12 protein-coding genes are annotated in these 13328 nt (G+C 73.8%); 7 read left to right on the forward strand and 5 right to left on the reverse strand.

What is annotated here, in order from left to right; all coding sequences use genetic code 11:
* Window positions 1–2 precede the first annotated feature (2 nt).
* Complete coding sequence (locus tag DFJ68_RS09225; protein WP_121032597.1) at window positions 3–1295, reverse strand: prolyl oligopeptidase family serine peptidase; 1293 nt, start codon at window positions 1293–1295, stop codon at window positions 3–5.
* Between the two features lie 129 nt (window positions 1296–1424).
* Here DFJ68_RS09225 and DFJ68_RS09230 point away from each other — a divergent pair, with 129 nt between their 5' ends.
* The 4 genes from DFJ68_RS09230 to DFJ68_RS09245 all read left to right on the forward strand — a co-directional run bounded on the left by DFJ68_RS09230 (window position 1425) and on the right by DFJ68_RS09245 (window position 4395).
* A complete protein-coding gene (locus DFJ68_RS09230; RefSeq protein ID WP_121032599.1) occupies window positions 1425–2624 on the forward strand; it encodes an ROK family transcriptional regulator in 1200 nt (399 codons plus the stop codon).
* Window positions 2625–2686: 62 nt separating this feature from the next.
* Entirely contained in the window at window positions 2687–3394 is a 708-nt protein-coding gene (gene msrA, locus DFJ68_RS09235; RefSeq protein WP_121032601.1) for a peptide-methionine (S)-S-oxide reductase MsrA, read from the forward strand.
* A gap of 63 nt (window positions 3395–3457) precedes the next feature.
* Window positions 3458–3919: an SRPBCC family protein gene (locus tag DFJ68_RS09240; protein WP_121032603.1), complete on the forward strand. Its 462-nt coding sequence runs from the start codon at window positions 3458–3460 to the stop codon at window positions 3917–3919.
* Entirely contained in the window at window positions 3916–4395 is a 480-nt protein-coding gene (locus DFJ68_RS09245; protein ID WP_211333313.1) for a GNAT family N-acetyltransferase, read from the forward strand. Before DFJ68_RS09240 ends, DFJ68_RS09245 begins: the two co-directional genes overlap by 4 nt.
* Here the strand turns inward: DFJ68_RS09245 and DFJ68_RS09250 are convergent, their stop codons facing one another.
* The 3 genes from DFJ68_RS09250 to DFJ68_RS09260 form a co-directional block, all read right to left on the reverse strand.
* On the reverse strand, window positions 4396–6381 hold the full coding sequence (locus DFJ68_RS09250; RefSeq protein ID WP_121032605.1) for a M13 family metallopeptidase: 1986 nt from the start codon (window positions 6379–6381) through the stop codon (window positions 4396–4398).
* Window positions 6382–6456: 75 nt separating this feature from the next.
* Window positions 6457–6852 carry a hypothetical protein gene (locus DFJ68_RS09255; protein ID WP_121032607.1) on the reverse strand — a complete coding sequence of 132 codons (396 nt, stop codon included), beginning with the start codon at window positions 6850–6852 and terminating at the stop codon, window positions 6457–6459.
* Window positions 6853–6907: 55 nt separating this feature from the next.
* On the reverse strand, window positions 6908–8305 hold the full coding sequence (locus DFJ68_RS09260) for a PspC domain-containing protein (RefSeq protein WP_170165728.1): 1398 nt from the start codon (window positions 8303–8305) through the stop codon (window positions 6908–6910).
* Window positions 8306–8430: 125 nt separating this feature from the next.
* Here DFJ68_RS09260 and DFJ68_RS09265 point away from each other — a divergent pair, with 125 nt between their 5' ends.
* Window positions 8431–9981: an ATP-binding protein gene (locus DFJ68_RS09265; RefSeq protein WP_121032611.1), complete on the forward strand. Its 1551-nt coding sequence runs from the start codon at window positions 8431–8433 to the stop codon at window positions 9979–9981.
* Window positions 9978–10754, forward strand: a complete 777-nt coding sequence (locus DFJ68_RS09270; protein WP_121032613.1) for a LuxR C-terminal-related transcriptional regulator — start codon at window positions 9978–9980, stop codon at window positions 10752–10754. The genes DFJ68_RS09265 and DFJ68_RS09270 overlap by 4 nt, the downstream gene beginning before the upstream one ends.
* Window positions 10755–10773: 19 nt before the next feature.
* Here the strand turns inward: DFJ68_RS09270 and DFJ68_RS09275 are convergent, their stop codons facing one another.
* Window positions 10774–11616 carry an alpha/beta fold hydrolase gene (locus tag DFJ68_RS09275; RefSeq protein ID WP_121032615.1) on the reverse strand — a complete coding sequence of 281 codons (843 nt, stop codon included), beginning with the start codon at window positions 11614–11616 and terminating at the stop codon, window positions 10774–10776.
* A 201-nt stretch (window positions 11617–11817) separates the two neighbouring features.
* Between DFJ68_RS09275 and DFJ68_RS09280 the strand changes: the two genes are divergently transcribed.
* Entirely contained in the window at window positions 11818–13290 is a 1473-nt protein-coding gene (locus DFJ68_RS09280; protein ID WP_211333314.1) for a nitrate/nitrite transporter, read from the forward strand.
* Window positions 13291–13328: the final 38 nt, after the last annotated feature.

The following is a 13328-nucleotide window of genomic DNA, read 5'->3' on the forward strand; positions in this document are numbered from 1 at the left end:
GTTCAGCGCTCCTGGCGGGCCATCCACTGCCAGATCGAGGTATTGCCCATGCGGGGGTCGTTGCGCGCCACGTAGATCCACGACCAGTGGCCGCTGTAGCGGTAGCCGTTCCACGTCACGTTCTCGTACAGGGTCTTCTTCGCCCCGGGGATGAGCTGTGAGGCGAGCACGGTGTTGGGCTCCGGGGCGACCGTCGTGTCGTCCAGCGACGTGACGAGCCACGTCGGCGTCGTGATGCCGCGCAGCTCGCGGTCGGTGACGAGGCGCACGCCCGACGGCCCGAAGGGCTGCACGACACCGCAGATCGGCACCGACGCCGCGAACAGACCCTTGTAGAGGGCGGTCAGCTTGAGCGTCATGAACCCGCCGTTGCTGCAGCCGGCGACGTAGATGCGGTCGCGGTCGACCCGGTGCTGGCGGGCCACCTCGTCGACGATCTCCTTGATGAGCGGCGCGTACCGGTCGCCGTCCTCGATCCAGAACGAGAACGCCTGCGGCGCGACGACGTACGCGTCGCCGAAGATGCGCTGCGCCTCCTCGGTCGCGAAGCCGAGGGCACCTCGGTTGGCCCGCAGGGTCGTCTCGTTGTCATAGTAGTCGTCGACGAGCGAGCCGCCCTCGCCGCCGCCGTGCAGCCACACGATGAGCGGCTTCTTCGCCTTCGACGTCGTGGCCGGCGAGTAGAGGCGGTACTTCATGTCCGACTTCGACACGTGGTACGAGAAGGCGTCCACCTCGCGGTCGCGCAGCCGACCCTGGCGGAACGACGCGAAGGTGAGCGGGGAGCCGTCGCCCTGGCGCAGCGGCGCCTGCTGCGTGATCGTGTACTCGAGGTCGAGCTGGACGTTGCGGCCCCGGTTGGCGAAGTAGCCGAGCGTGCCACCACCGGCGAGGCCCTCCGCGGTGCGCAGGTCGAGGACGATGTCGCCGCGCGAGTCGAAGCGGGCCGCGACGACCTCGCGGTCGACGTCGTAGAGGCCGAACATCCGCTCGCCCTCCCCGAGCGGGATCGGGCTGGTGGAGGTGGCGTGCACCGCGAAGGTCTCGGTCGTCAGGCTGGCCGGGTCGATCGCCGCGAGCCCCGAGGTGTCGAGGGTCACCGAGGTCACCTGCTCGCCGCCGTCGAGCACGGTCGCGTCGAGGACGAAGCGCAGCGGTCGCGACGCGGCCGTGGCCGTGGCCGTCGCCGCGTGCGCCGACAGACCGGGCAGGACGGCCGGGATCGCGAGACCGGCGGCGGCCGCGCCGAAGAGGACGGACCGGCGCGGGAGATGGGCCGGGACGGGGTGGGACATCGAAGCTCCTGTGGTTCGACGGAATCAGGTCAGGCGCAGTCAAACGGGGCGAACCCCTTACGTCAATAGCCCTTCCATAAGGGGACGGACAGGGGGTGCCGGTGGGCCCGGCGCCGCTACCATCGCGCCATGACCGCCTCCGCGGGCCCCGCCGTCGCCCGCGACATCAACACGGCCGCCGTGCTCGAGGTGCTGCAGTCCGACGGCCCGCTCAGCCAGGCCGAGCTCGTCCGCCGCACGGGGCTGGCCCGGCCCACGGTGGCCGCCATCGCCCGCACCCTGCTGCACCACGGCGTCGCCGAGGCCGCCGGGCCCGACCCCAGGTCGACGACGGGCCGCCCCGGCATCCTCATCGCGTTCCGCCCCGCGTGCGCCGTCGCGGCCGTCGTGCGCCTGCTCCCCCACGGCATCGACGCCCGGCTCGTCGACGCCGGCGGCCGGACCCACGGCACCGTGACGGTGGCCAACCCGGAGGTCGCCGCGACGACCCTGCCGCTCGTCGCCGCGCTGCTGCGCGACCTCGCCGACGAGCAGCACCTCGACCGGCCGACGAGCGTCAGCCTGCTGCTCGCCGGCCGGCTCGACCCCGTGACGCAGTGCGTCGTCGGCAGCGCCCTCGACCCCGGTCCGGTCCCCCTCGACGACGTGGAGGCCGCCCTCTCGGCGCCCGTCACGGTGCTCAACCCCACGGCATCCGCCGCCCTCGGGGTGGCCCGCACGGGACTGCACCGCGACGCCCTCGTCGTCTTCGTCGACCACGGCGTCGGGGTCGGGGTCGTCAGCGGTGGGCGGGTGCTGCAGGGCGCGACGGGGGCGGTCGGTGAGGTGGGGCACAGCCGGGTCACCGACAGCGACCGTCGCTGCGAGTGCGGGCGCATCGGCTGCCTCGAGACGGTGACGGCCGGCTGGTACATCCGCTCCCGCGCCGCCGAGCTGCTCGGCGCCGACGCGGCGAGGGTGGCGACGGCGGGGGCCACGGTGGCGCAGCTGCACGACCTGCACCACCCCGGTGTCGACGCCCTCCTCGACGAGGCGGCCGAGCGGCTCGGGCTCGCCACGAGCTGGCTGGTCAACACCCTCAACCCGGCGTCGGTGCTGCTCGGCGGGACCCCCTTCGTCGCCGGCGCGCACCGGTTCCGCGACGTCTTCGCGGGAGCGGTGCGCGCGCACTCCCTGCCCAGCCACACCGAGGGCCTGCTCATCGACCTCGCCGACCCGACGGCCGACCTCGACGGGGCCACCGCGGCCGCGCTCGACCGGCTCACCGTGCTGGGCGGGGTACCCGTCCGGCGGCCCACCGGGGCCGCCGCCCGGGTGCCGCAGGCATAGAGCGAGCCCCCGCGGCGTTGCAGGGCACGAAAGCCACGCTCGACGAAGGATGTGACATTCGCATGGTGTTCGGATTCGGTCGCAAGACGCAGCTGCCGACGCGCGAGGAGGCCCTGTCGGGGCGGCCGACGCGCCCCTTCTCCGTCTCCCCCACGCACGTCGTGCTCGGCACCCCCATCGAGGGTCCGTGGCCCGACGGGTCGCAGGTGCTCTACGTCGCGATGGGCTGCTTCTGGGGCGTGGAGCGCATCTTCTGGCGGCAGGAGGGGGTCGTCTCGACCGCGGCCGGCTACATGGGCGGGTACACTCCCAACCCCACCTACGAGGAGACGTGCACCGGCCTCACCGGTCACGCCGAGGCCGTGCGGGTCGTCTACGACCCCGAGCGCACGTCGCCCGAGCTGCTGCTCAAGGCGTTCTGGGAGAACCACGACCCGACGACGGCCAACCGTCAGGGCAACGACGTCGGCACCGCCTACCGGTCCGCGATCTACTGGACCACCGACGAGCAGCGGGCCGCCGCCGAGTCGACCCGGGAGGCCTTCCAGAAGGTGCTCGACGACAACGGCTACGGGCAGATCTCGACCGAGGTCCGCTCGGCCGATGACGCGGGGCCGTTCTACCTCGCCGAGGACTACCACCAGGGCTACCTGCACAAGAACCCCGGCGGCTACTGCAACCACGGCCCCAACGGCATGACCTGCCCGGTCGGGATCGTGCGCCAGGACCAGCTGCCCGCGCAGCAGGAGATCGCACCGCCCAAGGCGTGAGCAGCGTGTGAGCGGCGCCTGAGGTGAGCGGGGCCGTGGTCGGCATCTGACAGGATGCCGGCCATGGCCTCGGACTTCCGCTTCAGCCGGTCGACGACGATCGACGCCCCGCCCCAGCGGGTGCACGCCCTGCTCGACGACTTCCACGAGTGGCGGCGCTGGTCGCCGTGGGAGAGCCTCGACGGGCAGATGGAGCGCACCTACGACGGTCCCCGCTCCGGGGTCGGGGCCGTGTACGCGTGGCGCGGTGACCGCAAGGCCGGCGAGGGCCGCATGGAGGTGCTCGAGAGCAAGCCCGACCGCGTCGTCGTCGACCTGCACTTCAAGGCCCCGATGACGGCCCGCAACCGGGTCGAGTTCACGCTCACCCCGGCCTCCACGGGCGGTACCGACGTCGAGTGGGTCATGACCGGGCCGCAGAACCTCGTCATGCGGCTGATGAACCGGCTGTGGTCGATGGACCGCATGCTCGGCCCCGACTTCGAGCGGGGCCTCTCCCGGCTCAAGACCGCCGCCGAGTCGTGAGCGACCCCGCCTCCGGCCCGGCTACGCCGCCCGCCATCCGGCCCGCGCGCCGCGAGGACGTCCCGGCGGTCGTCGCGCTGCTCGCCGACGACCCGCTCGGTCGAACGCGTGAGGACCTCGGCAACCTCGACCCGTACTCCCAGGCGTTCGACCGCATCGAGGCCGACCCGGCCCACGTGCTCGTCGTCGCCGAGCTCGACGGCGTCGTCGTCGGCACGCTCCAGCTGAGCGTCGTGCCCGGCCTGTCACGCCGCGGCGCCAGCCGGGCGGTCATCGAGGGGGTCCGCGTCGCCGCGGGGCACCGGGGCCACGGCCTCGGCGAGCGCCTCGTGCGCTGGGCGATCGAGGAGTCGGGCCGCCGGGGCGCGTCGCTCGTGCAGCTGACCAGCGACGCCTCCCGCACCGACGCGAGGCGCTTCTACGAGCGCCTCGGCTTCACGGCCTCCCACGTCGGGTTCAAGCTCGACCTGTCCTGATCAGAAGATGCGCACCCGCTCGTCGGGCTCGAGCCACAGGCCGTCGCCAGTCGCGACGTCGAAGGCCTCGTGGAACTCCGACAGGTTGCGCACCGCGTTGCCGCGCACGTCCTGCGGCGAGTGGGGGTCGACGGCGAGCAGCCGCACGGCCTCCTCCGGCCGCGCCTTGCCCTTCCACACCTGCGCCCAGCCGAGGAAGAAGCGCTGCGCGCCGGTGAAGCCGTCGAGCTCGGGCGCGCCGTCCCGCTCGGTCGCGATGCGGTACGCGGCGTAGCCGATCTGCAGCCCGCCGAGGTCACCGATGTTCTCGCCCACGGTGAGCGAGCCGTTGACGTGGTGCGAGGGCTCGAGTCCCGCCGGCACGTAGGTGTCGAACTGGGCTATGAGGCGCTGGGCGAGGGCGTCGAAGCGCTCGCGGTCGTCGTCGGTCCACCAGTCGCGCAGCGCCCCGGTGCCGTCGTAGCGCGAGCCCTGGTCGTCGAAGCCGTGGCCGAGCTCGTGGCCGATGACGGCGCCGATGCCGCCGTAGTTGACGGCGTCGTCGGCGTCGGGGTCGAAGAACGGGGGCTGCAGGATCGCGGCCGGGAAGACGATCTCGTTCATCGGCGGCATGTAGTAGGCGTTGACCGTCTGCGGCAGCATGAACCACTCGGTGCGGTCGATGGGCCCGCCGATCTTGGCGAGGTTGCGGTCGACCTCGAACGACGTCGCGCGGCAGACGTTCCCGACCAGGTCATCGGCGCCGACCTCGATGCCCGAGTAGTCGCGCCAGACGTCCGGGTAGCCGATCTTGGGCGTGAAGCGCTCGAGCTTGTCGATGGCCTCGGCCTTCGTGGCGTCACCCATCCACTCGAGCGAGGCGAACGAGCGCCGGAACGCCTCGACGAGGTTCGCGACGAGCTGCTGCATCCGTTCCTTCGAGGATGCCGGGAACCACCGTTCGGCGTAGAGGCGACCGACCGCCTCCCCCAGGTGGTCCTCGACGACCGCGACGCCGCGCTTCCACCGCTCCTTGTTCTCGGGCTGCCCCGAGAGCGTGCGCCCGTAGAAGTCGAAGTCGGCGTCGACGAGGGTCGAGGGCAGCAGCCCCGCGAACTCGTTGACGACGCCCCACGTGAGCCAGGCGCGCCAGTCGTCGACGTCGACCTCGGCGAGCGCCCGGCCGAGCGCGGTGACGTAGTCGGGCTGGTTCACGACGACACGGTCGAACGAACCGTCGGGTGCACCGAGCGCGGAAACCCATGTCTGCCAGGGGAGCTCGGGTACGAGCTGCTCCAGCTCGTCGAAGGTGTGCGCGTTGTAGGTGCGCACTGCGTCGCGGTTGCTCACCTTGTCCCAGTGGGCCGACGCCAGCCGGGTCTCGAGCGCCATGACGCGCTCGGCCTTGTCCTGCGAGCCGGGGATGCCGGCGAGGTCGAGCATGCGGGCCACGTGGCGCACGTAGGCGTCCCGGATGTCGGCGTACTGCTCCTCGCGGTAGTACGACTCGTCGGGCAGCCCGAGGCCCGACTGCGTGAGGTAGACGACGTACTCGTCGGGCGAGCGCTTGTCGGGCATGACGTAGTGGGCGACGGCGCCGGCGACCCCGACGCGCTGCAGGCGACCCATGACGCCGACGAGCGACTCCGCGTCGTCGACCGTGGCCACCTCGCCGAGCAGCGGGGCGAGGGGGCTCAGGCCCAGCTCCTCGATGCGGGCGGTGTCCATGAAGCTGGCATAGAGGTCACCCACCTGGCGACCGGGCGTGGCCGTCGTCGCGGGCCCACCGGCATCCGCCGCGAGGGCGGCCTGCGCCGACTCCTCGATGAGCTCACGCACCCGCTGCGTCGACTGCTCGCGCAGGATGTCGAAGCTGCCGTACCGCGACCGGTCGCCGGGGATCTCCGTGCGGTCGAGCCATCCGCCGTTGACGAACCGGAAGAGGTCGTCCTGCGGGCGGGTGTCGCGGTCGATGGTGTCGAGGCTGATGCCTGACTTCGGGGGCACGGGCTCTCCTGCTCGGTCGGCGGGCCGACACGCGTCGGCGTCCGGTCGAGCCTAGCCCGCGTCGTGCGGACCGGGTCAGCGGCGCCGACGCGAGACGACGAGCCCCACGAGCCCGACGACGAGCAGCAGCAGGCCCACTCCCCCGATGGCGACCGGACCCGCGGTCCGCGGTTCGAGGTCGACGTCGGCGAGGTTGCCGACGAGCGCCCAGGCCGCCACGACGAGGGCGAGCAGGCCCAGCAGCACCGTCCCGGCCCGCGGCCCCCGGGAGACGGTGACGAGCGGGGTCGGCGCGGGCGCGCGTCCCCAGCGGTGGTCGGGCGTGTGGCCGTCGTCCGGGCGGACGGTGTCGTCGGGCACCGGAGCGGTCGGCTCGACGCGGTAGGGGGCGGCGGCCTGCGGCAGGGGCGTGGTGGCGCCGCCGAGGGCCTGGGTGGGGGCGCCGGGGCGGGTGGGCTGGTGGTCGTTCATGGGGTGTCTCGCTCTCTTGCGTACGGGGTGGTCGGGGCCGGATGCCGGTGACGGCTCACGACGCGGGGCAGCTCGGGCTGATCACCCGCAGCTGACCCACGCCGAGGTCCGCCTTGACGACGAGCTCGGGATCGCCCTGACCCAGGGTGTAGTCGCGCGACCAGCGCGCCTGCCAGTCGCTGTCGCTCTTGGCGTCGCCGTCGGAGTCCGAGGCCTTCGTGACACACGTGGCCTCGCCGAGGCGCCCCGCGCCCTCGACGCGAACGGTCACACCGGCCGGGACCAGCACGTCGAGCTGGCCCACCCCGAGGCTGGCGGTGACGACGTCGGGTCGCGTGGTCGTGGCGGCGACGCGCGCGCCGGTCAGGTCGAGCGTGAGGTCGCCGACCCCCAGCTCGTAGTGGTCGTCGCCGGTGAGGGTGGTGACGACGTGGGTGTCGTCGCCGACCGCCCACGGCCGGTCGAGCCCGGTGGGGGCGACACCGCCGAGCGCGACGAAGGCGATGGACACGAGGGTCACCGGCACGAGCAGCCCACCGCGGCGACCGAGCAGGCCGCCCACGACGAAGGCGAGCCCGAGCACGGCCAGACCGGCCGCCACGGCGACGACCGCGTGGTCGCCGCTCCAGTCGAGCAGCTCGGCGAGGCTCCACGCTCCGGCGCCGGCCGCGAGGGCGACGCCGAGGGTGACAAGGGTGCCGGCGAAGCCGAAGGTGAGCACCCGCCGCTGCGGCGCCGAGGCCGGCCGCTCGGGAGCCGGGCGCGTGGCGTACGGCAGGCCGTTGGCCGTGCCGAGCCCGTCGCCGGCCCCCGTGTGGGTGGCCCCGGCGTTCGCGGCGGCGTTGCCCTGCGAGAGGCCGGGGGCGGCCGCGACCGGCGCGCCCGGGGTGGGAGCGGGGGCCTGGCCCCGGCCCCGCAGCGACCGCACGACGTCGCGGCCGGTGTCGGTGCGCAGGAGGAACCAGGCTCCGACCGCGACGAGGGCCACGAAGCCGACCGCCCGCAGGCCGCGGACGTCGCCCCCGCCGTACCAGGGGGCGCCGCTGAAGACGGAGATGCACGTGACGACGAGGAGGGTGATCGACCCGCCGTCGCCGTACTTCAGGGCCCGCTCGACGCTGAGGTCGCCGTTCTCCTTCGGCATGAGCAGCCACAGCACGAGGTAGAGGGCGATGCCCATGCCGAAGAACACCGCGAGCAGCACGAACGCGGCCCGGACGACGAGGGCGTCGACCCCGAGCCACCGGGCCAGGCCCACGCAGACGCCGGCGAACCAGGTGTCGTCGTCGGCGCGCATGATGCCGGGCCGACGCAGGGTGTCGTAGAAACCGTCGAGGCCGGTGCGGCCCCTGCCGTCGTCACCGCGGTCGCCGTGGCCGCCGTGGCCGCCGTGGCCGCCGGGCTGGTCGGTCGGGGCCTGCTGCGGCCCGGGGGCGTGCTGCTGGTTCGTCATGGCTCCACCGTGCCGGGCCGGCCGTCGCCGGACCATGAGGGTCGACCCTGAGCGCACCCTGACACGACCCCCGAACCCGGTCGCGGTGGTCGCGACACGGCGGTGCCGTGGGTCAGGATGGTCGCGTGCCCCCGACCACCGCCCCGTCCGGCCCTCCGGCCGTCGTGACCCCGGCGCAGCTGCGCCGCACGCCGCGCCCGCCGCTGCTGCGGGCCCGCGACGGTCGCGTCCTCGGCGGCGTCGCCCTCGGCCTGGCCCTGCACCTCGGCGTGCCCGTCCGGCTCGTGCGCGTCGTGCTCGTGCTGACCTCGCTGCCCGTGGGGGCCGGGGTCGCCGTCTACGTCTTCCTCTGGGCCACGATGCGTCAGGCGCCGCGGGACACCACCGCCGGTGGGCCCGCCGGTGTGGGACCCGTCGCCCCGGCGCCGTCGACGGCACCCCTTCCCTCCGACCCCGCGGTGGCGGTCCCCTCCACGGCCGGGCCCCAGGTCGCGGGCCCGCCCCCTGTCGGCGGCACGGGCGTGACGACCGCCCCGGGCTCCGCCGACCCGGCCACGCCCCCGACGGGGGCCGGTGACGTCGCCGGCCCACCGGCATCCGACGGTCGGTTCGACGTGCGGGCGGTGCGCACGTGGCTGCGCAGCGGCAACGAGGCCGTCGTGCTGGCGCTGCTCGGTGTGGCCGGCATCGTCATCGCCGGGGTGCTGTGGCTCGGGAGCGCCGGCCTCGACATCCGGCCCGAGGTCGTGCTGCCCCTCGTCGCCATCCTCATCGGCACGATCTTCTTCTGGAGCCAGCTCGACGAGACCGACGCCGCGGGCGCCCGACGGCCCGTGCGCTGGATCTGGCTCGTCGTCGGGCTGGCCCTGACGACACTGGGCCTCGTGCTGCTGCTCGTCGGCGGCACCGACCTCGGCGAGCTGTGGCAGGTGACGGGCGCGGTCATCGCGGCCCTCGTCGGCGTCGCCGTGCTCGCCGCCCCGTGGATGCTGCGGCTGTGGAGCCGGCTGCGCGAGGAGCAGGCGGCCCGCATCCGCGCCACCGAGCGGGCCGACATCGCCGCCCACCTGCACGACTCGGTGCTGCAGACCCTCGCCCTCATCCAGCGCCAGTCGGGCGACTCCGCCACCGTCGCGCGGCTGGCCCGCGCGCAGGAGCGCCAGCTGCGCTCGTACCTCTACGACCAGGACGCGCACCCCGACTCGCTCGGCACCGCCCTGACCGCCGCGATGGCCGAGATCGAGGACCTCCACGGCGTGCAGGTCGAGCTCGTCGTCACCGGTGACCGGCCCATGGACGCGCACCTCGACACCCTCGTCAAGGCGGTCCGCGAGGCGGCGTGGAACGCCGTGCGCCACGCCAGCCCGCCGATCACCGCCTACGTCGAGGTCGGCCCCACCCAGGTCGAGGCCTTCGTGCGCGACCACGGCGCCGGCTTCGACCTCGACTCCGTGCCCGACGACCGCGCCGGCGTGCGCGAGTCGATCATCGGGCGCATGGAGCGCCACGGCGGCAGCGCCCGCATCCGCCGCCGGGCCGACGGCACGGAGATCGAGCTGCTCCTGCCCGTCTCGGCACCGGCCACCGAGGGCGGACCCGCCGCCGCGCCCCCCACCACCACGTCCCACGCCACCACGCCCACTCCCTCCCCCACCCCCCAGGAGCAGATCCCATGACCGACCCGCGGGTGATCCGCGTCGTGCTCGTCGACGACCACCACATGTTCCGCACCGGGGTGCGGGCCGAGCTGAGCGGGCTCGCCGACCGGGCCCCGTTCCGGCTCGAGATCGTCGGCGAGGCCGGGGCGGTCGAGTCGGCCACCGCGGTCATCACGGAGCAGCAGCCCGACGTCGTGCTGCTCGACGTGCACCTGCCCGGCGGTGACGGCCACGGCGGCGCCGACGTCATCCGCGCCTGCGCCGGTGTCCACGCCCGCCCGGCTGCAGCGACCGCGACCACTTCGGCCGTCCACACGAACGGCCCTGCTGTTGCGACGAACTCGGGCGGGAAGTCGCCGGAGGGCCCGGCGGTCCGATTCCTAGCCCTGTCCGTGTCCGACGCCGCGGAGGACGTCATCGCCGTCATCCGCGCCGGCGCGCGCGGCTACGTCACCAAGACGATCAACGCGGAGGAGCTGCTCACCGCCATCGGACGCGTCGCCGAGGGCGATGCCGTCTTCAGCCCGCGCCTGGCCGGGTTCGTGCTCGACGCCTTCGGGGCCACCGCCGGCGAGGTGGCCGAGATCGACGAGGAGCTCGACCGCCTCTCGGCGCGCGAGCGCGAGGTGATGCGCCTCATCGCCCGCGGCTACCAGTACAAGGAGGTCGCGAAGGAGCTCTTCATCTCGGTGAAGACGGTCGAGACCCACGTGAGCTCGGTGCTGCGCAAGCTGCAGCTCAGCTCACGCCACGAGCTCACGGCGTGGGCGATGGGCCGACGCCTGCTCTGAGGGCACGGCCGGCATCCGGTCAGTCGACGGAGGCGACGAACCGTCGCAGGGCGGCCACGACGACCTCGGGGGCGTCGGTGTGCACCCAGTGCCCGGCGCCCTTGACGGTGAACTGGCGGGTGCGCGGGAAGTACCGCCGCATGCCCTCGCCGTCCTCGCGCGTGATGTACGGCGACTCCCCGCCGGCCACCCACAGCACGGGACCCGAGTAGGGGGGCAGTCCGTCGACGCTCTCGGGCCACCCCGCGATGAGCGAACCCGCCTGCAGCGCAGCGTCGCCCGCGACGAGGTCGAGGTTGGCCTGCCAGCGCCACGCGCCGCCGTCACGGCGCAGGTTCTGCAGCAGGAACGCCTTCACACCGGGGTCGGGCTCGCTGAACCGGGCCTCCGCGTCGGCGCGAGAGGTCAGCTCGCCGAGGGGCAGCGACTGCATCTCGCGGATGTAGCCGGCGAAGCGGTCGAGCGAGCCGTAGCCCTTCGGGGCGATGTCGACGACGACGAGGCGGTCGACGAGGTCCGGATGCCGCAGGGCCAGCACCATGGCCACCTTGCCGCCGAGCGAGTGGCCGACCACCGCCCACCGCTCCCCCGGCGCCGCCGCGGTGAGGGTGAGGGCGACGGCGTCGGCGTAGGCCTCGAGCGAGAACCCGGCCGACCAGGGCGAGCGGCCGTGGTCGGGCAGGTCGACGAGCAGGCAGCGCGCGTCGGCCCCGCCCGGGCCGGAGACCGCCTTGGCGATCTGGTTCCAGTTGCGCCCCTGCCCGAAGAGGCCGTGCAGGAACGCGATCCGCGGGCCGGTGCTGCCGACCGCGATGGTGTGGAGCAGGTCGGTCGACTCCGGTGCGGCGCTCGGGACGGACATGCCCGCGAGCCTACGCGGGCGGCATGGGGCGGCATGGGGCGGCACGGGGCGGCGTGGGGTCGCACCTCACGCCCCCTCGTCGGGGCGGTGAGCCCGTCGTCACACGGGTGTCACGCACGAACGGTTGGGGTGCAACACGGGGTTCCTAGCGTGTGCGACACGCAGGGCCGACCGGGCCGGCGCACCCACCGAGGAGGACCCGTGAGCACGACCGCGGACAGCACCACCGAGAGCACGACCGGCAGCGCCGCCGGGCCCGTCAGCACCCTGGCCCCCGAGCACACCGGCCGCCTCCGGCAGCTGACCGCCCCCCGACGGAGGGTCATCCGCGACTGGGACCCGGAGGACACCGCCGCGTGGGCGGCGGGCAACGACCGGATCGCCCGCCGCAACCTCGTGTGGTCGGTCGCGACCGAGCACGTGGGCTTCTCCATCTGGTCGATCTGGTCGGTGATGGTCCTGTTCATGCCGCAGGCCGTCTACGGCTTCACGCCCGCCGACAAGTTCGTCCTCGTCGCCGTGCCCACCCTCGTCGGCGCGGTGCTGCGCGTGCCCTACACGATGGCGACGGCCTGGTTCGGCGGCCGCAACTGGGCGATCGTCAGCGCCGTCGCGCTGCTCGTGCCGACGGTGCTGACCTGGTGGCTCATGGTCAACCCCGGCCAGTCCCTCACGACGTTCCTGCTCGTCGCCGGTCTCGCCGGCCTGGGCGGCGGCAACTTCGCCTCGTCGATGACGAACATCAACGCGTTCTACCCGCAGCGCATGAAGGGCTGGGCGCTGGGCCTCAACGCCGGCGGCGGCAACATCGGCGTCCCGGTCGTGCAGCTCGTGGGCCTGCTCGTCATCGCCACCCTCGGCAACCGGCGCCCCGAGGTCGTCTGTGCCGTCTACCTCGTCCTGCTCGCCGTCGCCGGCGTCGGAGCCGCGCTCTTCATGGACAACCTCGACCACCAGACGGCCAACCCGCGGGCGATGGGTGACGTCCTGCGCCACGCCGACTCGTGGGTGGTCTCACTGCTCTACATCGGCACGTTCGGCAGCTTCATCGGCTTCGGCTTCGCCTTCGGCCAGGTGCTCAACCAGACGTTCCTCGCCGGTGTGACGAACGGGGCGACCCCCACCGCCGCCCAGGCCGCGGCCGCCAGCCTGCAGGCCGCCCAGATCGCCTTCGTCGGGCCGCTGCTCGGCTCGGTCAGCCGGGTCTTCGGCGGCCGCCTCGCCGACCGCCGCGGAGGTGGTGTCGTCACCTTCTGGACCTTCGTCGGCATGGCCGTCGCCGGGGTCCTCGTCACTGCCTCGGCCCACGCCGACGACACGACCCCGGGCGCTGCCACCGCCCTGCAGCTCACCGGCATCATCGGCGGCTTCGTCGCCCTCTTCGTGCTGTCGGGCATCGGCAACGGGTCGGTCTACAAGATGATCCCGGCCCTCTTCGAGCGCAAGTCGCAGGCCGTCCCCGGGCCCGCCGTCGAGCGGGCCGCGTGGTCACGCTCGATGTCCGGAGCCCTCATCGGCATCGCGGGAGCCGTCGGCGCCCTCGGCGGCGTGCTCATCAACCTCGGGCTCCGGGCCAGCTACCAGGGCGAGAGCCACTCCGCCACGGCGGCCTTCGTCGTCTTCACGCTGTTCTACGTCGGCGCCGCCGCCCTGACGAAGGTCCGCTACCGGTGACCGTCAGCGCCCTGCGCGGCCCGGCCCTCGCGCCCGAC

Origin of the sequence: Terracoccus luteus, from assembly GCF_003635045.1 — a bacterium.
GTDB classification, from domain to species: Bacteria; Actinomycetota; Actinomycetes; order Actinomycetales; family Dermatophilaceae; genus Terracoccus; species Terracoccus luteus.